This window comes from Micromonospora craniellae (genome assembly GCF_014764405.1).
GTDB lineage: Bacteria > Actinomycetota > Actinomycetes > Mycobacteriales > Micromonosporaceae > Micromonospora > Micromonospora craniellae.
Genome location: NZ_CP061725.1, coordinates 1,132,200 through 1,151,504, shown reverse-complemented (window position 1 = coordinate 1,151,504; position 19,305 = coordinate 1,132,200). Strand labels below are relative to the sequence as shown.

At 73.1% G+C, this 19,305-nt stretch carries 20 protein-coding genes; 11 read left to right on the top strand and 9 right to left on the bottom strand.

Annotated features, from left to right (window positions below):
* Window positions 1–5 precede the first annotated feature (5 nt).
* Genes ID554_RS05265 through cofC form a run of 4 tightly spaced genes read right to left on the bottom strand, consistent with a single transcriptional unit; the run spans window position 6 to window position 4,143 of the window.
* A complete protein-coding gene (locus tag ID554_RS05265) occupies window positions 6–884 on the bottom strand; it encodes an NUDIX hydrolase (RefSeq protein WP_117226768.1) in 879 nt (292 codons plus the stop codon).
* A 53-nt stretch (window positions 885–937) separates the two neighbouring features.
* The gene (locus ID554_RS05260) at window positions 938–3,232 is read right to left on the bottom strand and encodes an RNA degradosome polyphosphate kinase (RefSeq protein WP_117226767.1); all 2,295 of its coding nucleotides are present in this window, start codon (window positions 3,230–3,232) and stop codon (window positions 938–940) included.
* A gap of 55 nt (window positions 3,233–3,287) precedes the next feature.
* Window positions 3,288–3,485 (bottom strand): cold-shock protein, encoded by a 198-nt coding sequence (locus ID554_RS05255; RefSeq protein WP_191088721.1) that lies wholly within the window; start codon window positions 3,483–3,485, stop codon window positions 3,288–3,290.
* Between the two features lie 28 nt (window positions 3,486–3,513).
* Entirely contained in the window at window positions 3,514–4,143 is a 630-nt protein-coding gene (gene cofC / locus ID554_RS05250) for a 2-phospho-L-lactate guanylyltransferase (protein ID WP_117226765.1), read from the bottom strand.
* Between the two features lie 129 nt (window positions 4,144–4,272).
* Here cofC and ID554_RS05245 point away from each other — a divergent pair, with 129 nt between their 5' ends.
* From ID554_RS05245 to ID554_RS05225, 5 genes are all read left to right on the top strand, one after another.
* The gene (locus ID554_RS05245) at window positions 4,273–5,004 is read left to right on the top strand and encodes a lysophospholipid acyltransferase family protein (RefSeq protein ID WP_117226764.1); all 732 of its coding nucleotides are present in this window, start codon (window positions 4,273–4,275) and stop codon (window positions 5,002–5,004) included.
* 70 nt (window positions 5,005–5,074) lie between these two features.
* The gene (locus tag ID554_RS05240) at window positions 5,075–6,106 is read left to right on the top strand and encodes an NAD(P)H-dependent glycerol-3-phosphate dehydrogenase (protein ID WP_117226763.1); all 1,032 of its coding nucleotides are present in this window, start codon (window positions 5,075–5,077) and stop codon (window positions 6,104–6,106) included.
* 5 nt (window positions 6,107–6,111) lie between these two features.
* On the top strand, window positions 6,112–7,260 hold the full coding sequence (locus ID554_RS05235) for a cystathionine gamma-lyase (protein WP_117226816.1): 1,149 nt from the start codon (window positions 6,112–6,114) through the stop codon (window positions 7,258–7,260).
* Window positions 7,260–8,108, top strand: coding sequence for a putative protein N(5)-glutamine methyltransferase (locus ID554_RS05230; protein WP_117226762.1), 849 nt, complete (start codon window positions 7,260–7,262; stop codon window positions 8,106–8,108). The genes ID554_RS05235 and ID554_RS05230 overlap by 1 nt, the downstream gene beginning before the upstream one ends.
* Window positions 8,109–8,145: 37 nt before the next feature.
* Window positions 8,146–9,198, top strand: coding sequence for an ROK family protein (locus tag ID554_RS05225; protein WP_117226761.1), 1,053 nt, complete (start codon window positions 8,146–8,148; stop codon window positions 9,196–9,198).
* 98 nt (window positions 9,199–9,296) lie between these two features.
* Here the strand turns inward: ID554_RS05225 and ID554_RS05220 are convergent, their stop codons facing one another.
* Both ID554_RS05220 and ID554_RS05215 read right to left on the bottom strand, forming a co-directional pair.
* The gene (locus ID554_RS05220) at window positions 9,297–9,497 is read right to left on the bottom strand and encodes a DUF397 domain-containing protein (protein WP_117226760.1); all 201 of its coding nucleotides are present in this window, start codon (window positions 9,495–9,497) and stop codon (window positions 9,297–9,299) included.
* A gap of 4 nt (window positions 9,498–9,501) precedes the next feature.
* Window positions 9,502–10,344, bottom strand: coding sequence for a helix-turn-helix domain-containing protein (locus tag ID554_RS05215; RefSeq protein WP_117226759.1), 843 nt, complete (start codon window positions 10,342–10,344; stop codon window positions 9,502–9,504).
* Window positions 10,345–10,619: 275 nt separating this feature from the next.
* On the opposite strand from ID554_RS05215, the gene ID554_RS05210 reads away from it, so the two are divergent.
* Both ID554_RS05210 and ID554_RS05205 read left to right on the top strand, forming a co-directional pair.
* Window positions 10,620–10,856 carry a hypothetical protein gene (locus ID554_RS05210; protein ID WP_117226758.1) on the top strand — a complete coding sequence of 79 codons (237 nt, stop codon included), beginning with the start codon at window positions 10,620–10,622 and terminating at the stop codon, window positions 10,854–10,856.
* A 158-nt stretch (window positions 10,857–11,014) separates the two neighbouring features.
* On the top strand, window positions 11,015–12,121 hold the full coding sequence (locus ID554_RS05205) for a D-alanine--D-alanine ligase family protein (RefSeq protein WP_117226757.1): 1,107 nt from the start codon (window positions 11,015–11,017) through the stop codon (window positions 12,119–12,121).
* Window positions 12,122–12,173: 52 nt separating this feature from the next.
* Here ID554_RS05205 and ID554_RS05200 read toward each other — a convergent pair whose 3' ends face one another.
* Together ID554_RS05200 and ID554_RS05195 are read right to left on the bottom strand one after the other, a co-directional pair.
* Entirely contained in the window at window positions 12,174–12,788 is a 615-nt protein-coding gene (locus tag ID554_RS05200) for a DUF3515 domain-containing protein (RefSeq protein ID WP_117226756.1), read from the bottom strand.
* Complete coding sequence (locus tag ID554_RS05195) at window positions 12,789–13,022, bottom strand: Lrp/AsnC ligand binding domain-containing protein (protein WP_117226755.1); 234 nt, start codon at window positions 13,020–13,022, stop codon at window positions 12,789–12,791.
* A 168-nt stretch (window positions 13,023–13,190) separates the two neighbouring features.
* Here ID554_RS05195 and ID554_RS05190 point away from each other — a divergent pair, with 168 nt between their 5' ends.
* On the top strand, window positions 13,191–14,129 hold the full coding sequence (locus ID554_RS05190; protein ID WP_117226754.1) for a thiamine-phosphate kinase: 939 nt from the start codon (window positions 13,191–13,193) through the stop codon (window positions 14,127–14,129).
* 41 nt (window positions 14,130–14,170) lie between these two features.
* Window positions 14,171–14,638 carry a GNAT family N-acetyltransferase gene (locus ID554_RS05185; protein ID WP_117226753.1) on the top strand — a complete coding sequence of 156 codons (468 nt, stop codon included), beginning with the start codon at window positions 14,171–14,173 and terminating at the stop codon, window positions 14,636–14,638.
* 171 nt (window positions 14,639–14,809) lie between these two features.
* Here ID554_RS05185 and rpmB read toward each other — a convergent pair whose 3' ends face one another.
* Window positions 14,810–15,001, bottom strand: a complete 192-nt coding sequence (gene rpmB, locus ID554_RS05180; RefSeq protein ID WP_117226752.1) for a 50S ribosomal protein L28 — start codon at window positions 14,999–15,001, stop codon at window positions 14,810–14,812.
* 248 nt (window positions 15,002–15,249) lie between these two features.
* Here rpmB and ID554_RS05175 point away from each other — a divergent pair, with 248 nt between their 5' ends.
* Together ID554_RS05175 and recG are read left to right on the top strand one after the other, a co-directional pair.
* Window positions 15,250–16,917, top strand: a complete 1,668-nt coding sequence (locus ID554_RS05175) for a DAK2 domain-containing protein (protein ID WP_117226751.1) — start codon at window positions 15,250–15,252, stop codon at window positions 16,915–16,917.
* Window positions 16,914–19,124 (top strand): ATP-dependent DNA helicase RecG, encoded by a 2,211-nt coding sequence (recG, locus tag ID554_RS05170; RefSeq protein ID WP_117226750.1) that lies wholly within the window; start codon window positions 16,914–16,916, stop codon window positions 19,122–19,124. Before ID554_RS05175 ends, recG begins: the two co-directional genes overlap by 4 nt.
* Window positions 19,125–19,305 lie beyond the last annotated feature (181 nt).

Below are 19,305 nucleotides of genomic sequence, written 5' to 3'. Positions count from 1 at the left end.
TCGGATCAGAGCCGGTCGGCGGCGACGAGGCGATCGCCGGTGAAGGCGAGCAACCAGCCCGCGCCCTTGTCGGTGTGGTAGTCGCCGGTCTGCCCGGCGAGACGTTCCAGCGCGCCCGGGATCACCTTGCCCTGGCCACACACCGCCGTACGCGCACCGGAGGCGGCCAGCGCGGCCATCCGCGCCGCCGCCGCGAGCACCCGTTCGTCGGGCTGCTGGCCGGCGAAGGGCTCGTCCAGGTCGCCGCTGATCTCGATCGGCAGGTCCAGCGTCGCGGCGGCCGGGTCCAGGGTCTGTACGCAACGGCGCGCTGACGCCGACAGCAGCCGACTCGGCCGGGTCAGCGCGATCAGCGGCGCCAACGCGCGCGCCTGCGACCAGCCACGGGCGTCCAACGGCCGGGCCGTGTCCGGGCCGGACCAGGTCAACCGCTTGCCGGCGTGGCCGTGGCGAACCAGCACCATGGTGGCGGTGACCCGCGGCAGCGCGGCGAACGCGGCCAGCACCTCCGCGTCGTGCGGGTAGCTGACCAGCGCCACCGCGTCGTCCACGTCGAGCCAGCGCACCGCGTCGACCTCGGTGTTCGGTTGGAATCCACCGGCGCCTACCGCCCGCATCGACCAGTAGTCGACCTCCTTGAGTCGCCCCTCGCTGCGGTACCGCACCGACGTCAGGCGTACCTCGGGCGTGGCCCGGGCATCGGCCTCCTCGGCGACCTCCCGCACGGCGGCCGTCAACGGGTGCTCGCCCGGCTCCAGCTTGCCCTTGGGCAGCGTCCAGTCGCCGTACCGGGGGCGGTGCACCAGGCAGACCTGGACGTCGTCGTGCGTTCCGGGCCGCCACACCACCCCGCCGGCCGCCCGGATCTCGAACACGTCGGTCATCCGGTCCGTCGCCGTTCCTCCTCGACCATCCACTCAGCCTATTCCGGCGACGCTCACCCGGCGGTGCTGCCGACCCGACGCAGCAGCATCCCCTGCAGGTGGGGCGGCGGCGCGTCGGTCGTGCCGGTACGCCGGGTCCAGCTCCCGTCGGCCGCCAACTCGAACGCGTCGATGTCGGGGCTCATCGCGGCAGCCAGCACCTGGTCCAACTCGGCCCGGGCCACCGGGTCGCTGACCTGCACCAGTGCCTCGACCCGCCGGTCCAGGTTGCGGTGCATCAGGTCGGCGGAGCCGATCCAGAACTCGGCGTCGCCGTTGTTGCCGAACCGGAAGACCCGGGAGTGTTCCAGGAACCGGCCGAGGATGGACCGTACCCGGATGTTCTCCGACAGCCCGGGTACGCCGGGACGCAACGTGCACATGCCCCGGATGATGAGGTCGACGTGGACACCGGCCTGGGAGGCCCGGTACAACGCGTCGGTGATCTCCTCGTCGACCAGCGAGTTCACCTTGAACTGCACGAGCCCCGGCATACCCAGCCGGACGTGGGCGACCTCCCGCTCGATCCGTTCGATCAGGCCACTGCGGATGCCCTGCGGCGCCACCAGCAGCCGCCGGTAAGCGGTCTGCCGGCTGTAGCCGGTCAGCACGTTGAACAGGTCGGTGAGGTCGGCCCCGATCTCCGGGTCGGCGGTGAGCATGCCGAAGTCCTCGTACAGCCGGGCCGTCTTCGGGTGGTAGTTGCCGGTGCCGATGTGGCAGTAGCGCCGGATCTGGTTGCCCTCCTGGCGTACCACCAGCGCGGTCTTGCAGTGCGTCTTGAGCCCGACCAGGCCGTAGACCACGTGACAGCCGGCCCGTTCCAAGGTGCGGGCCCAACCGATGTTGGCCACCTCGTCGAACCGTGCCTTCAGCTCGACCAGCACCACCACCTGCTTGCCTGCGGCGGCGGCGTCGACCAGCGCGTCCACGATCGGTGAGTCGCCGCTGGTGCGGTAGAGCGTCTGCTTGATGGCCAGCACGTTCGGATCGGCGGCGGCCTGCTCGACGAAGCGTTGCACGCTGGTGGCGAAGGAGTGGTACGGGTGGTGCACCAGCACGTCTCCGTCGCGCAGGGTGGCGAAGACGCTGCGCGGCACCTCGCCCTCGGCGAGCCGGGGATGGGTGGCCGGCACGAACGGAGGGTCCTTCAGGTCGGGCCGGTCGGCCTCGCCGTACAACTGCCAGAGCGCGGAGAGGTCGAGCAGCCCGCGGACCCGCAGCACGTCCTGGGCGTCCATGTCCAGTTCCCGGACGAGCAGCTCCAGCATGTGGTCGGAGATCGAGGCGGCCACCTCCAGCCGCACCGGCGGACCGAAGCGACGCCGGGCCAGCTCCCGTTCCAGCGCCTGGAGCAGGTCCTCGTCGCGGTCCTCGTCCACCTCCACCTCGGCGTTGCGGGTGACCCGGAACAGGTGGCACTCCACCACCTGCATGCCGGAGAAGAGTTGGCCGAGGTGCACCGAGATGACGTCCTCCACCGGCACCATCCGCACGCCGGGCTGGTCCCGGTCGACCCGGACGAACCGGGGCACGTTGTTGGGCACCTTCACCCGGGCGAACAGCTCCGGCCCGCCGTCCGGGTCGCGTACCGAGACGGCCAGGTTCAGGGACCGGCCGGAGATGTACGGGAACGGGTGCGCCGGGTCGACCGCGAGCGGGGTGAGCACCGGGAAGATCTGCTCCCGGAAGTAGGTGCGCAGCCGTTCCCGCTCGGCGTCGCCCAGGTCGGACCAGCGCAGGATCCGGATGCCCTCGTCGGCCAGCTTGGGCAGCACGTCGTCGACGGAGCAGGTGGCGTGCCGGGTGACCAGGGTGGCGGCCTTCTCGGCGACCAGCGCCAACTGGGTACGCAGCGGCATCCCGTCACCGCCACGTACCGGCAGGCCGGCGGAGAGCCGACGCTTGAGCCCGGCCACCCGCACCATGTAGAACTCGTCGAGGTTGCTGGCGAAGATGGCCAGGAACTTCGCCCGTTCCAGCAGCGGGGTGTGCGGGTCCTCGGCCAGCGCCAGGACCCGGGCGTTGAAGTCGAGCCAGGACAGCTCCCGGTTGAGGAACCGGTCCTCCGGCAGCGGCCGGACCGGCGGCGGCTCGCCGCCGGAGGGTCCGGTTGCGCCCGGCTCGGTTACCGGATCGAGCACCTCCTCCAGCCCGGTGGAGGCGGCGGCCGGGTCGGTGCCGGCCAGGTCGGTCGCCGGCCGGGTACGGCGGAAGCGCCCGTCGGATCCTCGGGGGCGCTCTGCGTCGCGGCTGGTGTGGTCGTCGGTGCCGGCGGGGCTGGCGTTACGTTCGCGAGGGGTGCTCACCTGCTCATAATCACCCGACTCGGGTTAACGCAAAATGAACTTTCGCTGGGTTGCCTCAGGACATCGTCGGCAGGGTCACGCGAACCACGTCTCCGGCGGCGTCGGTCTCGACGCGGACCCGCTGGCCGAGCCGGAGCAGCCGCAGCCCGGAGGCGTCGAAGGCGCGGGCCGGGAAGGACAGCTCGGTGCCGTCGTCGAGCAGCAGCAGCCCGCTGCGGGTCGCCGCGTCGAAGGTCGCCACCGTGCCCTGCATGCCCAGCACCGTACACCGGCGGGGGAGCTCAGCCGGTGAGGCAGCCGGCGGCCAGTCGCGCGGTGCGCGGCCCGAGCCCGAGCCGGGCGGCGGCGGCCAGGTCGTCCGGGGTGTCCACGTCCCGGCGCAGGCTCGGCCAGTCGCCGGCCAGCGGCCGGGCGCCGCTCGCCGCGTGCGCCGTGGCCGAGCCGGGCCCGAAGCACGGCCGAAGGGGTACGCCCGCCGGCGCGGCCAGCAGCACGGTGCCGGCGCCCGGCGCGTCGGCCACGTAGCAGCGGACGCCGGGCGGCGCCTCCCCCACCGCGCGCAGCGCCGCCGCGAGCTCGGCCGGGCGCAGCGCGGGAAGGTCGGCGGTGATCCCGGCCACCGGGCCGGACACCTGTGCCGCGCCGTGCCGGAACGCGGCGTTGAGGCCGGCGTCCGGGACGTCCGGCAGCACCCGGGCGGTGGCCGCGAGGGCCTCGGCGCGGACCCGGGCGTCGTCGGTGACCACGAGCACCTCGACCACCTCGGGACAGGCCCGCACCGCGTCGAGGGTGTCGGCCACGAGCGCCAGCGCCAGCTCCTCGTGCGGTACGCCGGGCAGCCCGCCACGCAGCCGCGACTTCGCGGCGACCAGGCGCTTGACCGGCACCACCACGGTCCAGGGCTGACTCACACCTGTCATCCTGCCAGCCCGACGGCGGTACCCTCACTGGCCGTACCGGGGGCGAACAGGCATGATTTCGGCTGCGGGCGTCACCGGAGGTCTCCGGTGGGCGGGTCGGGGTGGGCACGAGGAGGCACGGTGGGTCGGCGCAGGCTGGGGTTCTGGCGGAGGTTCGCCGTGGTGCTGGTCAAGCCGGTGGTGACCGTATGGACCCGGCGTACCTGGCGGGGCATGGAGTACCTGCCGCAGGACGGCCCGGTGATCATCGTGGCGAACCACATCTCGCACGCCGATCCGCTGGTGTCGGCGCACTTCGTCTATGACGCCGGTCGGTGGCCGCAGTTCCTCGGCAAGGCGAGCGTGTTCAAGGTTCCGGTAATCGGCTGGATCCTGCACCGGTGCCGCCAGATCCCGGTGGAGCGCGGCTCGGTCGACGCGGTCAAGTCGCTGGACGCGTTGGTCAAAGCCCTGAGCGAGGGCGCGGCGGTGATCATCTATCCGGAGGGCACCACCAGCCGGGAGCCGGACCTGTGGCCGATGAAGGGCAAGACCGGCGCGGCCCGGCTGGCACTGACCACCGGTGCCCCGGTCGTGCCGGTGGCGATGTGGGGGCCGGAGCAGATGTTCGACCCGCGCCGTGCCCGGCTCAACCCGCGCCCCCGCATCCCGGTGACCGTGGTGGCCGGGCCGCCGGTCGACCTGAGCCACTGGGCCGGGTCAGCGCCGAGCCGGCAGGTGCTCGAGGAGATGACCGACGTGATCATGCTGCGGGTGCGGGACCTGCTCGCCGAGATCCGGGGCGGCACACCCCCGCCGCTCTGGCAGCGCACCTCCCGCGCCAACGCCGACCGCCCCGAGGCAGCGTCATGAGCGAGCGTCAGCGAGTGAGTCATCGGTGCGGGGTGTCTCGTGGCGGCGCGCAGCGAAGCGGAGCGTCGGCATGAGCGAGCGTCAGCCCCGTGGCGGCGCGCAGCAGAGCGGGCATGTGGCGGTGCTGGGGGCCGGGTCGTGGGGGACGGCGTTCGCCAAGATCCTCGGTGACGCCGGGCGGGACGTCACGATCTGGGCGCGGCGGCAGGCCATCGCCGACGTCCTCCGGGACGAGCGACGCAACCCGGAGTACCTGCCGGGAGTGGTGCTGCCGCAGCGGGTCACCGGCACCGGTGACGCCGCCGAGGCGATCGAGGGCGCCGAGATGGTGGTGCTGGCGGTGCCCTCGCAGACGCTGCGCGGCAACCTCGCCGAGTGGGTCGGTCACCTGCACCCCGACGCCACCCTGGTCTCGCTGATGAAGGGTATCGAGCTCGGCACCACCAAGCGGATGAGCGAGGTCATCGTCGAGACCGCCGGGGTGGCGGCGGATCGCGTGGTGGTGGTCTCCGGGCCCAACCTGGCGCCGGAGATCGCGGCCGAGCAGCCGGCCGCCACCGTGGTCGCCGGCACCGACGCCGACCGCGCCGCGCAGGTGCAGCACTCGATCACCACGCCGTACTTCCGTCCGTACACCAACGACGACGTGGTCGGCTGTGAGCTGGGCGGGGCGGTGAAGAACGTGATCGCCCTGGCGTACGGCATCGCCACCGCGATGGGGTTCGGGCACAACACCCGCGCGATGCTGGTCACCCGTGGGCTGGCCGAGACCGCCCGGCTCGGGGTGGCCCTCGGCGCCGACCCGCTCACCTTCGCCGGCCTGGCCGGCATGGGCGATCTGGTCGCCTCCTGCTCGTCCCCGTCGGCCCGCAACCGCACCTTCGGCGAGCACCTGGGTCGGGGCGCCACGCTGGAGGAGGCGCGGGTGGCCACCCGGCAGACCGCCGAGGGGGTCAAGAGCGCGCTGGCGATCCGGGACCTGGCCCGCGCGCACGGGGTGGAGATGCCGATCACCGAGCAGGTCGAGCTGGTCTGCCACGAGGGGGTCGATCCGCGCCGCGCGGTCCGGGCCCTGATGAGCCGCACCACCAAGCCGGAGTGAGCACCGTGGACGACGAGGGTTTCCGCCTCCCGAAGGAGGACGATCGGTCCGCCGGTGACGGCACCCGGTGCGTACACGCGGGTCTGCCCGAGCCGACGCCCGGCGCGCCGTTCCTGCCCGGTCCGGTCTTCGCCGCGCCGTACCACCTGGACCCGTGGCAGGGACCGGCGGCGGCGCCGAACGGCTACGGGCGGCCGGACAACCCGACCCGCCGGCTGCTGGAGGCGGCGATCGGCGAGCTGGAGGGCGGCGACTGCCGGGTCTTCGCCAGTGGCCAGGCGGCGATCACCGGCCTGCTGCTGGCGGTGCTGCGGGCCGGTGACACCGTGGTGCTGCCCGCCGACGGCTACTTCCCGGTGCGCGCGTTCGCCACCGACACGTTGGCCGGCAACGGGGTACGGGTGCTGTTCGCGCCGACCGCCGGGCCCTACCCGGACTTCACCGGCGTACGCCTGGTGCTGGTGGAGACACCGGCCAACCCGGGCCTGGACGTGGTGGACCTGCCCGCCCTGGCCGAGCGGGCACACACGGCCGGTGCCCTGCTGGCGGTGGACAACACCACCGCCACGCCGCTCGGCCAGCGCCCGCTGGACCTCGGCGCGAACCTGGTGGTGGCCTCCGGCGCCAAAGCCTTGACCGGGCACTCCGACCTGCTGCTCGGCTACCTCGCCACCCGGTCGGCCCCGCTGCTGGAACAGGCCACCGCGTGGCGGACGGTCACCGGGGCGGTGCCCGGGGCGTTCGACGCCTGGCTGGCCCACCGGTCGCTGGCCACCCTCGACCTGCGACTGGCCCGGCAGACGGCGAACGCGGAGGCGCTGGCCCGGCTGCTCGCGGCCCGCCCCGACGTGACGGGGGTGCGCTGGCCTGGCCTGCCGGACGACCCGGCGTACCCGGTGGCGTCGCGGCAGATGCGGCGGATGCCGGGGGTACTCTCCTTCGACCTGGGTGGTGCCGAGCGGGTCGCCCGGTTCCTCGACGCGGCCCGGCTGGTCGGCGCGGCGACCTCGTTCGGCGGCCTGCACACCACCGCCGACCGGCGGGCGCAGTGGGGCGACGACACCCCACCCGGCTTCGTCCGGCTCTCCTGCGGGGTGGAGGACACCGTCGACCTGGTCGCCGACGTCACGGCCGCACTGGACGCGGCAACCTGATGCGGCCCGTCTCCCCGGCCGAGTTCGACGCCCTGGTGCGCCGGCTGCGGGAGGCGGGTTGTGTCTGGGCCGAGGACGAGAGCCGGCTGCTGGTGGAGGGGGCGGACAGCCCGGAGGCGTTGGCCGGTCTGGTCGACCGGCGGGTCGCGGGTGAACCCTTGGAGCATCTGCTCGGCTGGGCGGAGTTCTGCGGCGAGCGGATCGGCGTACGCCCGGGGGTCTTCGTGCCCCGGTCGCGTACCGCGTTGCTGGTCTCGGCCGCCGTGGCGGTGACCGGACCGGCGGCGACCGTGGTGGAGCTGTGTTGCGGTTCCGGCGCGGTGACCAGCGCGCTGGCCGGTCGGCTCACCACGCCCCGGCTGGTGGCCGCGGTCGACCTGGATCCGACGGCGGTGGCCTGTGCCCGGCGGAACCTGGCCGACCTGGCGGTGCCGGTGCTCTGCGGTGACCTCTTCGCGCCGCTGCCGGCCGCCTGCCGGGGTGCTCTGGACCTGGTGGTGGCGAACGCCCCGTACGTGCCGACGACGGCGCTGCCGTTGCTGCCGCCCGAGTCCCGCTGGCACGAGGCACCGGTGGCGCTGGACGGCGGCCCGGACGGCCTGGCGGTGCTGCGCCGGGTCGCCACCACCGCGCCGCGGTGGCTCGCGCCGGGCGGGCACCTGGTGGTGGAGGTGGGGGAGGACCAGGTGGACGAGTTGCGGACGGTGCTGACCGGTGTCGGGCTGGTGCCGGAGGTGGTCCGTGACGGCGATCTGGGGGCCACCGTGATGACCGCCTGCCGGCCGGCCTGTGCCGGGCACCGCAGGAACGGCCCGGCGGGCATGGCAGGCCGGCGGACCGAGAACTAACCTCGCGTCAGGTTCGGACGACGGGAGGCGGGTTTCGGTGGATGGCGCAACGGTGCCGGTGGTCGTCGGGATCGACAACGGGGGTACGAGCAACAACACCACGGTCCTGACCCTCGACGGGCGGTTCCTGGTGGACGAGCTGGTGGAGACGCCCAGCGAGGTGCAGGCCGGGCCGGAGGCGGCGGTGGCGGCGATGGCGCGGGCCTTCGACGGCGTACTGACTCGCGCAGGTGTGCCCCGCGAGTCGGTCCGGGCGGTCGGGCTGGACACGCCGGGCCCGGCCAGCGCCACCGGGGTGATCTCGTCGAAGGGCTCGACGAACTTTTCCCAGCCGGCCTGGCGCGGGTACGATGTGCGGGGGGCGCTGGAACGCCGGCTCGGGCTGCCGGTGGTCTATCACAACGACGGCAACGCCGCCGCGCTCTACGCCCACCACGTGCACTTCGGCACCGACGCGATGCAGCGGTCGTCGGTGGCGGCGATCGTCGGCACCGGGCTGGGCGGCGGTGTGGTGGAGAACGGTCGGGTGGTGTCCGGTGCGGCCGGCATGGCCGGCGAGCTGGGGCACGTGCAGATCCCGCTGACCACCGTGCTGGCCCCGGAGCAGCCGGTGCCGACCTGCGCCTGCGGTTTCGTCGGTGACGTGGAGAGCGTGGCCTCGCTGACCGCGATCGGGCGCAACCTGCTGCCGTACTGGTTGACGCGGTTCCCGGGGCACCCGTTGGCGGCCGAGCCACCGGCCCGGGCGGCCAAGCTGGTGCGCGGGTACGGCGAGCGCGGCGACGAACTGGCCCGGGAGATCTTCGCGCAGCAGGCGCGGGCACTCGGTGCGCTGTTCACCATCACGGCGAACTTCACCGATCCGCATGCCTACTTCGTCGGTGGTGGCGTGGTGGAGACGGCCCCGGAGTTCCGTGACTGGTTCCTCACGGCGGTACGCGAGCACACCGCGCTCCGCGCGGAGCAGGCCGCGCTGGCCACGTTCGCACTGGTGCCGGAGCGCGACATGGCCGGTGCGCGGGGCGTCGCGCTCGCCGCGCTGGAGGCGGCCCGGGACCTGCCGGCACCACCGCCGCTGGTCGGCGACTGATCCAGGGCTGACCGGGCCGGCGGTGCCCTTACCGGCCCGGTCAGCGGTTCTGGGGGGTCAGCTCGCGGTGGTACGGCTCCGGGGGGTGTGGACCCGGTTCAGCAGGTCGGGGGTGCCTGGGCGAAGGCGGTCCAGGCGGCCGGCGGGAAATGCAGCAGCGGGCCGTCCGGGTCCTTGGAGTCGCGTACGGCCACCGTCCCGGGAACGACCGCCACCTCCACGCAGGCTCCCTCGTCACCGCTGTGGCTGCTCTTGCGCCACCCGGTCACGGCCACCACGGTGTTGGTCGTCGGTGTCATCCTCTTACCGTCCCTTCAGGTTCAGGAGTAGGTCGCGGCTGGCCGCCGGGCTGAGCGCGACGGTCCGCAGGTGTTCCATGATCTTGGTGCAGGTGCGCAGCTCGCCGGGCCGGTCCAGGATCATCTGCCCGGCGACGGTCTCCACGGAGGCGATGATCGGGTCCTCCGGGTCGGCGAACTCGAGGATGTGCAGCGAACCTCGGGTGCCCCGGTGGTAGCCGGCGACCAACGGGATCACCTGCACGGTGATGTTCGGCAGTTCGCTCATCTTGAGCAGATGGTTGAGCTGCCCCTGCATGGCCGACCCGTCGCCGACCGGGCGTAGCAGCGCGGCCTCGTCGAGGATCGCGTCGAAGATCGGCGGATCCTGCTCGAAGACCCGTTGTTGCCGGTCGAGCCGCATATGGACCCGCTCCTCGACGTCGTTGTCGCTGAGCGTGTGCGGTCCGCCCCGCATCACCGCGCGGATGTAGTCGGCGGTCTGCAGCAGACCCGGCATTACCGACGGCTCGAAGTTGGCGATGCCGGTGGCCTCGGCCTCCAACGCGATGAAGTCGATGGTGCGCCGGTCCAGCAGGTACGAGTAGGAGACCCACCAGCCGGGCTTGCGTGCGTCCTTGGCCAGCGCGACGGCGGCGGCGACCTCCTCGGCCTTGACGCCGTAGAGGGTGAGCAGCGCCCGTACGGTGGCGGGGTTGACCAGTGTCTGCGCGTTCTCGTAGCGGGACAGCGTGCTACGGGTGCTGTTGATCTCGTCGGCCGCAGCTTCCAGGGTGAGGCCGGCGGCTTCCCGGTGGTGGCGCAGCGCGAGGCCCAACCGGCGAGCGCGAGCGGTCTTCGGTGCCATGCATCGATGGTCGCACGTATTTGGGACTGTGTACATGAGAGAACGTCAGTGAGAGTTGCATTCATGCCCATGGACCTGCCATTCTGTTATCGCGTCCTCACCGCCGGTTGTCGTGGCGACGGTGGTGGTGAGCGACCGGAGGGGATGGGGCGCGCGGCGGTCGGGTTATTCCCCCGTACCCGGCCGCCGCGTGCCGCGCCAGTTGTCGGCCACCGGAAGGGAATCGACGTGCGAACTGGTCAGCGGGTGTGCGCCGAGCGCCTCGGCGGCCGGCGATGACACGTTTCCTGGTAGTCCTGACCGACGTCCGTCCGTACGAGGTGGACGGTCGCAACGAGCGGGTCGCCCCGGAGCGTCGACGCCAGGTGGTCGGCGCGAGCAGCCGGGAGGCGGCGGACCGGATCGCCGGCGCGTTCATGGCGCTGGGCATGGTGCGGGCCGGCCGGCAGCGGGTCAAGGTCATCGCCATCGGTCGACGGCATGCGTTCGGCGAGCGGCAGCTGGTCGGCTGACACTGCTGGTCACGGCCGACCGGTAACGCATCGTATATGGCGCGTTGACCGAATGCGGCCATCCCGCGTTCCCGTCGGGTATCGGTCACCCGACCCCGCCACGCACAGTAAGGTCATCCGGGAGAGCGCCAGCAGTGCGTCCCGGAAAGGTGACCGCAGTGACCACCCCAGGCAAGACCCGCGTGGCGATCGTCTTCGGCGGCCGCAGCCCGGAACACGGCATCTCCTGCGTCAGCGCCGGAAGCGTGCTCGCCGCGCTGGACCCCGACGAGTTCGAGGTGGTGCCGGTGGGCATCACCCGGGCCGGGCAGTGGGTGCTGACCACCGGCGACCCCGCCCAACTGGCGATCAGGTCACGTCGGCTGCCGGAGATCACCGCAGAGTCCGGTGTGGACGTCGTGCTGCGCGCCGACCCGACCGGCAGCGGCCTGCTGGTGCTCGACCCGGCCGACGGGCCCCGCGCGCTGGCCGATGTGGACGTGGTCTTCCCGGTGCTGCACGGCTCCTACGGCGAGGACGGCACCATCCAGGGCATGCTGGAGATGGCCGGCATCCCGTACGTCGGGGCGAAGGTGTTCGCCTCGGCCGCCGCCATGGACAAGGAGTTCACCAAGAAGCTCTGCGCCGCCGAGGGCATCCCGGTCGGCCCGTACGCGGTGCTGCGCAGCGGGATGACGCTCGGCGAGGCGGACAAGCAGCGACTCGGCCTGCCGGTCTTCGTCAAGCCCTCCCGGGCCGGGTCCTCGTTCGGAATCAGCAAGGTCAGCGACTGGGCCGACCTGGAGACGGCCATCGCCGTCGCCCGCGAGATCGACAGCAAGGTATTGGTCGAGGGGGCCATCGTCGGCCGCGAGATCGAGTGCGGCGTGCTGGAGGGCGAGGCCGGCGGGATGCCCGAGGCGTCCGTGCTCGCCGAGGTGCGGGTGGTCGGTGACTACGAGTTCTACGACTTCGAGGCCAAGTACATCGACGCAGAGTCCGCCTGCGAGTACGACCTCCCCGCCGACCTGCCCGACCGGGTCACCCGCCAGGTACGCGACTACGCCGTCCGGGCCTTCACCGCGCTGGACTGCGCCGGCCTGGCCCGCGCCGACTTCTTCGTCACCCCGGAGCTGGACGTCTACCTCAACGAGATCAACACGATGCCCGGCTTCACGCCGACGTCGATGTTCCCCCGGATGTGGGCGGCGGCCGGGCTGGAGTACCCGAAGCTGATCGACCGGCTCATCCGCACGGCGCTGACCCGGGGTCCGGGACAGTACTGAGTCCCCATCCGAGGCGGGCCGTCACCGGCGCGGCCCGCCGCCGGTGGATGGGTCATGAGGTGCAGCCGGTGGGCTTCGTGTCGCCCGACGGGATCGACTCGACGATGGTCGCGGAGATCGGGGCGGCCCACTGCAACGCCTCGCCGTAGAAGTGCGGCACCCGTAGGGTCACCTCCGTCTCCCGGTCGACCGTGGTCAGCTCCGTCACGTCCGGCCCCTCCACCGCGTACCAGCAGACCGAGTTGACCAGGTAGAGGTGCTCGTCGCGGGCCAGCTCGGGCCGGTCGCCACCGCAGGCCACCGTCAGCGCCGGATCGCCGTACGCGGCGTTCTGCTCAGGACCGGCGGAGACCGGCCGTTGCGGCAGGTCGCGGACCGTCGCCGGCAACTGCGACAACAGGGCGCGGCACACCACGGTGGGGCGTTCGGCCAGCTCCGGAGCGGCCATCTCGACCGGGGTGGTGGACTGAGGGCCGGGCGTGCTCGGTGACGCCGTGGGTGCGGCGGCCGGTTCGCTCGACGGGAGGTTGGCCCAGGCGACCGCGCCCACCAGCAGCGCCACCGGCAGCGCCACCGCGGTGGCGATCAGCGCGGCAGAGCGGTTGGTGCGGTCGGGCGCCTTCGCACCCTCGGTGCGGTCGTCGGCCGGCTTGGTGGTCTCGTCCACTTACAGTCGCACCACCGAACAGGTCAGGGTGCGGGTGATGCCCGGCACCATCTGCACGTTGCTGACGATGAGCTTGCCGAGCTCATCGACGGTGTCGGCCTCGGTGAGCACGACCACGTCGTACGGCCCGGTGACGGCGTCGACCCGGACCACACCGGCGAGATCCGCGATGAGACCGGCCACGTCACGTGCCCGACCGACCTCTGTCTGGATGAGGATGTACGCCTGTACCACGCTCGACCTCCCTCCGTCGCCGCCTGCCAAAGCGGCCCGAAGGGAGAAAGTACCTTACGGACCAGGGGTGATCCCTATCGGTGGCCAAGGAGAAGCAGTGAGCGAGCGAGCTGTGCGGCTGGGCGCGACGGTGTCTCACGTCGGCATGCGGCGCGACGGAGTCCCGGCGTGAGTGTCGCGGGTGTCGGCGAGTTCGGGCTGATCGACCGGGTGACCTCCCGGCTGTCCTACGGAAGCACGGTCCTGCTCGGCCCCGGCGACGACGCGGCGGTGGTCGCCGCGCCCGACGCCCGGGTGGTCGCGTCGACCGACGTGCTGGTGGAGGGGCGGCATTTCCGTCGAGACTGGTCCAGCGCGGACGACATCGGGCGTCGGGCGGCGGCGGCGAACCTCGCGGACGTGGTGGCGATGGGCGCCGACCCGACCGCGTTGCTGGTGGCGCTCTGCGTACCGGCCGACGCGGCCACCGACTGGGTGGAGGGACTGGCCGACGGGCTCGGTGCCGAGGCGGCCGAGGTCGGCGCCAGCGTGGTGGGCGGGGACATGTCGGCCAGTCCCACCCTGACCATCGCGGTCACCGCCCTGGGCGATCTGGGCGGCCGGACCCCGGTGACCCGGGGCGGGGCGCGACCTGGGGACCTCGTCGCCCTGGCCGGTCGCACCGGGTACGCGGCGGCCGGGTTCACGGTGCTCTCCCGAGGGTTCCGGACGCCCCGGCTGCTGGTCGAGGCGTACCGGCGGCCGGAGGTGCCGTATCCGGCGGGACCGCAGGCCGCCCGGCTCGGCGCCACCGCGATGATCGACGTCTCCGACGGACTGCTCGCCGACCTCGGGCACGTGGCGCGGGCCAGCGGGGTGGCCGTCGACCTCACCCGGGACGCCTTCGAGGTGCCGCCGCAGATGCGGGACGCCGCGCAGGCGCTCGGCGTCGACCCGTACGCCTGGTTGCTGGCCGGTGGCGACGATCACGCGCTGGTGGCGACCTTCCCGGCGGCGACGGCGCTGCCCGCCGGATGGCGGGTGGTCGGCCGGGTCGGGGAGGGTGCCGGAGTGACCGTGGACGGCCTCCCGTTCGACGGCCCGGGCGGCTGGGATCACTTCCGGTGACCCCGCCGGGTAAGGGGCAGGTCGGGTCGTACCCTTTACCTGTGCAGCAGATCGAGATCCACGTCGTGCCGTTCGACTCCCCGGTCGCGCAGCGGTTGATCACCGCCACGCTGGCCGATCTGGGCACCCGGTACGGCGGCAGCGGCGACGAGACGCCGGTGAACGCCGCTGAGTTCGTCTCCCCGGCCGGGGCGTTCCTGGTGGCTCACCTCGACGGGCAGCCGGTCGGCTGCGGCGGCTGGCGCAGCCACGGCGACCAGGGCGACACCGCCGAGCTGAAGCGGATGTACACCGACCCGCAGGTCCGTGGCCGGGGGGTGGCCCGTGCGGTGCTCGCCGCCATCGAGCGCTCGGCCCGCGAGCACGGGCGTAAGCGGCTCATCCTGGAGTGCGGCGACCGGCAGCCCGAGGCGATCGCGATGTACACCGGTGCCGGCTACGAGCGGATCCCCAACTTCGGGTTCTACGCCGACGCGCCCGGCTGCCTGTCGTTCGGCCGCACGTTGTGAGTGCAAGGAAGGGTCCCCTGCTAACGCCTGGTGTATAGCAGGGGACCCTTCCTAACATCCCGGCGTGGCGGCACATCCCGGTGCCGCAGCGGCGCGGGCGTTCCGAGAGCTGACACGACGATGCCGGTGGACCAACGGCCCACCGGCATCGGACGACAGCGCGGTCCCGCGTCAGGCGCGGGCGACCTTGGCCGCCTTGATGCAGGACGTGCAGACCTTCAGCTTCTTGGTCGTGCCGCCACCGGCGGGGGTACGCACCGACTGGATGTTCGGGTTCCAGCGGCGGTTGGTCCGCCGGTGCGAGTGGGACACGTTGTGGCCGAAGCCCGGTCCCTTGCCACAGACGTCGCACACGCTAGCCACGGGATACTCCTGGGTTTGAACGTTCATGAGGTCGCCGGCAGGCGCTGCCCGGGCAACCTGGCCAGGGTACCCGATGCCTCATCCGCCTGCCCAATCGGGCCTGGCCCGGCCTCGGTGGCCGCGCACCGGCCCTACCAGGGGATGCCGGCCGCCACTACCAGAGACTCTCCCCGAAGCGTGCGGCACGCGGATCCGGCCGAGGCGTGACACGCCCGGCGGTTGTCAGCCTACGACAGTAGGCTTCCACCGTGCTGGACACCCTCGATGCCGCCGCCGTGCGCCGCTGGTGTGCCAGCGGGCTGGCCACGCTCAAGCGGCACCAGCGGGAGATCGACGATCTGAACGTCTATCCGGTGCCCGACGGCGACACCGGCACCAACCTGGTGCTCACCCTCACCTCGGCCCAGCAGGCCCTGGCGATGGATCTCGACACCGGAGCCGACGGCACCTCGACCGCGCACGGGCACGCCCTGCGGCTGCTGGCCCGGGGCGCCCTGCTCGGGGCCCGGGGCAACTCCGGCGTGATCCTGTCGCAGATCCTGCGCGGCCTCGCCGACGCGCTGGGCCCCGTCCCGGAGGTACGCGGCCGGGAGCTGGCCGCAGCCCTGCGCGCGGCGAGCAGCGCGGCGTACGCGGCGGTGGCCCGTCCGGTGGAGGGCACCCTGCTGACGGTGGCGTCCGCCGCCGCCGACGCGGCCGAGCGGGCGGCCGACGGCGAACTGCCCGCGGTGGCGCGTGCCGCCGCGTCCGGCGCGGCGACGGCTCTGGCCCGTACGCCCGAGCAGTTGCCGGCGTTGGCCCGGGCCGGTGTGGTCGACGCCGGTGGGCGGGGGCTCTGCCTGCTGCTGGACGCGTTGGTCGAGGTGGTCACGGGGGAGAGCCCGGTGACCTGCCCGCCGACACCCCGGTCGGTGCCGCCGTCGGCCGTCGCGCGGGAGACCCGGTCCCCCGGGTACGCCTACGAAGTGCAGTTCCTCCTCGACGCCGAGCCCGAGGCGGTCCGCCGGATGCGCGACGAGCTGGACGCGATCGGCGATTCCGTGGTGGTGGTCGGCGACGGCAGCCCGACCGTCGGCACCTGGCAGGTGCACGTGCACGTCGACGACGTCGGCGCGGCGATCGAGGCGGGCGTGGTGGCCGGCCGCCCGTACCAGATCTCGGTGACCCGCTTCGCCGACCAGCGGCCACCCGAGCCGGCCCCGGCCCCCGATGCGGCCCCGGCACCCCTCGATCAGGACACGGCGACCGAGCCGGGCCCGGCTTCCGGCGGCCGGGGTGCCGTGGTGGTGGCCACCGGGCCCGGTATCGCCGATCTGCTGGCCGGTGAGCGAGCGGTGGTGGTGTCCGGCAACCCGTCCACCGGCGAACTGCTCGACGCGGTCCGCGCGACCGGGGCGGCGCGGGTCGTGGTGCTGCCCAACGACCCGGACGCGCAGGCGGTGGCGAACCAGGTCGCCGTGGAGGCGCACCGGGCGGGCGTGAAGGTCAGCGTGGTACCCACCCGCTCGCCGGTGCAGGCGCTCGCCGCGCTCGCCGTCCGTGACCCGGGCCGGCGCTTCGAGGACGACGTGATCGCGATGGCCGAGGCTGCCGGCGCCTGCCGGCACGCCGAGGTGTGCCGGGCCGGCCGGGACGCGCTCACCGTCGCCGGTCCCTGCCGCGCCGGTGACGTACTCGCCCTGGTCGAGGGGGAGGTGCACCTGATCGGCACCGATCTGGTGGAGACCAGTGTCGCCCTGGTCGACCGGATGCTCGGCGGCGGCGGCGAACTGGTCACCCTGCTCGTCGGGGCGGACGCGCCGGACGGGCTGGCCGAGGCGGTGCGTACGCACATCGCCGGCCGGTGGCCCTTCGTGGAGGTGCACACGTATCCGGGCGGACAGCCGCGTTATTCCCTGCTGGTAGGTGTCGAATGACCTCGGAAGCGTCCAGCGTGGACACGCCGCTCAAGAAGCTCGTCGGTGAGAAGACGGCCAAGGCGCTCGCCGGTCACCTCGACCTGCACACCGCCGGTGACCTGCTCTACCACTTCCCGCGCCGGTACGACGAGCGTGGCGAGCACACCGACATCCGCGCGCTCGACGTCGGGGAGCAGGTCACCGTGCTGGCCCAGGTGCAGCGCACCGCGGTACGCCCGATGCGCCAGCGCCGGGGCAACCTGCTGGAGGTGACCGTCGGCGACGGTTCCGGCGGCACACTCACCCTGACCTTCTTCGGCAACCAGGCATGGCGGGAGCGGGAGCTGCGCCCGGGCCGGTGGGGGATGTTCGCCGGCAAGGTCACCGAGTTCCGTGGCAAGCGGCAGCTCAACGGACCCGAGTACGTGCTGCTCGGCGACCAGACCGACGGGGAGGCCGCGGCCAACGAGCAGGTCGAGGAGTTCGCCGGTGCGTTGATCCCGGTCTACCCGGCGGCTGCGGCCGTACCGACCTGGGTGATCACCCGCTGCGTACGGGTGGTGCTGGACACGGTCGAGCCGCCGGAGGACCCGCTGCCCGCCACGGTGCGTGCCACCCGGAAGCTGATCGGTCTCGGCACCGCCCTGCGCGAGATCCACCGGCCGTCCAGCCGCGACGACCTGTACCGGGCCCGCCGCCGGTTGAAGTGGGACGAGGCGTTCGCCGTGCAGCTGACCCTGGTACGCCGCAAGCTGCAGGCCGCCGCCTGGCCGGCCCGGGCCCGCCCGGCGCGGCAGGGCGGGCTGCTCGACGCGTTCGACGCCCGGTTGCCGTACGAGCTCACCGGTGGCCAGCGCGACGTCGGCGTGGAGATCGCGGCCGACCTGGCCACCGACCACCCGATGCACCGCCTGTTGCAGGGCGAGGTGGGCTCCGGCAAGACGGTGGTGGCGCTGCGGGCCATGCTCCAGGTGGTGGACGCGGGCGGGCAGGCCGCACTGCTGGCCCCGACGGAGGTGCTCGCCGCCCAGCACCACCGGGGCATGCTCGACCTGCTCGGCCCGCTCGCCCAGGCGGGGCAGCTCGGTGCCGCCGAGCAGGCCACCCGGGTCGAGCTGGTCACCGGCTCGCTGGGTGCGGCGGCCCGGCGTCGGGCGCTGGCCGAGGTGGTCAGCGGGGCCGCGGGCATCGTGCTCGGCACCCACGCCCTGCTCTACGAGGGCGTCGACTTCGCAGACCTGGGTCTGGTGGTGGTCGACGAGCAGCACCGGTTCGGCGTCGAACAACGGGACGCACTGCGGGCCAAGGCCGACCAGCCGCCGCACGTGCTGGTGATGACCGCTACGCCGATCCCCCGGACGGTGGCCATGACGGTCTACGGCGACCTGGAGATCTCCACGCTGTCCCAGCTCCCGCAGGGCCGTTCGCCGATCGCCTCGCACGTCGTGCCGGCCGCCGAGAAGCCCGCCTTCCTCGACCGGGCCTGGCGCCGACTGCGCGAGGAGGTCGGCAAGGGGCGTCAGGCGTACGTGGTGTGCCCCCGGATCGGGGAGGCGGACGCGAAGTCCGGCGCCGACGAGGAGCCGCCGGAACTGGACGACAACGGACGGCGCCCACCGCTGGCGGTGACCGAGGTCGCCCCGCTGCTGGCCGAGGGACCCCTGCACGGGGTACGCATCGGTGTCCTGCACGGTCGGCTGCCCGCCGACGAGAAGGACGCGGTGATGCGGTCCTTCGCCGCCGGGGACCTGGACGTCCTGGTGGCCACGACGGTGGTCGAGGTCGGGGTGAACGTGCCCAACGCGACGATGATGGTGGTGCTGGACGCCGACCGGTTCGGCGTCTCCCAGCTGCACCAGCTCCGGGGCCGGGTGGGCCGGGGCACCGCTCCCGGGCTCTGCCTGCTGGTGACCGAGGCGACCGAGGGCAGCAGCGCCCGGGAACGGTTGGACGCGGTCGCGTCCACCACGGACGGTTTCAAGCTCGCGGAGCTCGACCTGGAACAGCGGCGGGAGGGCGACGTGCTGGGCGCGACGCAGTCCGGCCGCCGCTCGCACCTGCGGCTGCTGTCGCTGCTGCGCGACGCGGACCTGATCCGTGACGCACGGGCGGAGGCGATTGAGCTGGTCGAGGATGACCCCGACCTGGCCCGGCACCCGGCACTGGCCGCGTCGGTCGCCGCCCTGGTCGACGCGGACCGCGCCGAGTACCTCGAAAAGGGCTGAGTGCCTGCGCTGAGTGCCTGGCGTTGATCACGCTCGATCCGGGATCGAGTGGCCCCGGCGCGACTTGGAAGGCACTCGATCCTGGATCGAGCACGATCACGGGGCCGCGACGTGTGCCGGGGCCGCGACGTGTGCCGGGAGGAGCGACGTGTGCCGGGGCCGGATGGGCGTGTCGACGCCG

Bases quoted from the DNA above. Each gene is read 5' to 3' on its own strand.
- ID554_RS05265 (WP_117226768.1), bottom strand. From the start codon at position 884: ATGACCGACGTGTTCGAGATCCGGGCGGCCGGCGGGGTGGTGTGGCGG.
- ID554_RS05255 (WP_191088721.1), bottom strand. From the start codon at position 3,485: ATGCAGGGCACGGTGGCGACCTTCGACGCGGCGACCCGCAGCGGGCTG.
- ID554_RS05240 (WP_117226763.1), top strand. From the start codon at position 5,075: ATGAGCGAGCGTCAGCCCCGTGGCGGCGCGCAGCAGAGCGGGCATGTG.
- ID554_RS05230 (WP_117226762.1), top strand. From the start codon at position 7,260: ATGCGGCCCGTCTCCCCGGCCGAGTTCGACGCCCTGGTGCGCCGGCTG.
- ID554_RS05220 (WP_117226760.1), bottom strand. From the start codon at position 9,497: ATGACACCGACGACCAACACCGTGGTGGCCGTGACCGGGTGGCGCAAG.
- ID554_RS05215 (WP_117226759.1), bottom strand. From the start codon at position 10,344: ATGGCACCGAAGACCGCTCGCGCTCGCCGGTTGGGCCTCGCGCTGCGC.
- ID554_RS05210 (WP_117226758.1), top strand. From the start codon at position 10,620: ATGACACGTTTCCTGGTAGTCCTGACCGACGTCCGTCCGTACGAGGTG.
- recG (WP_117226750.1), top strand. From the start codon at position 16,914: ATGACCTCGGAAGCGTCCAGCGTGGACACGCCGCTCAAGAAGCTCGTC.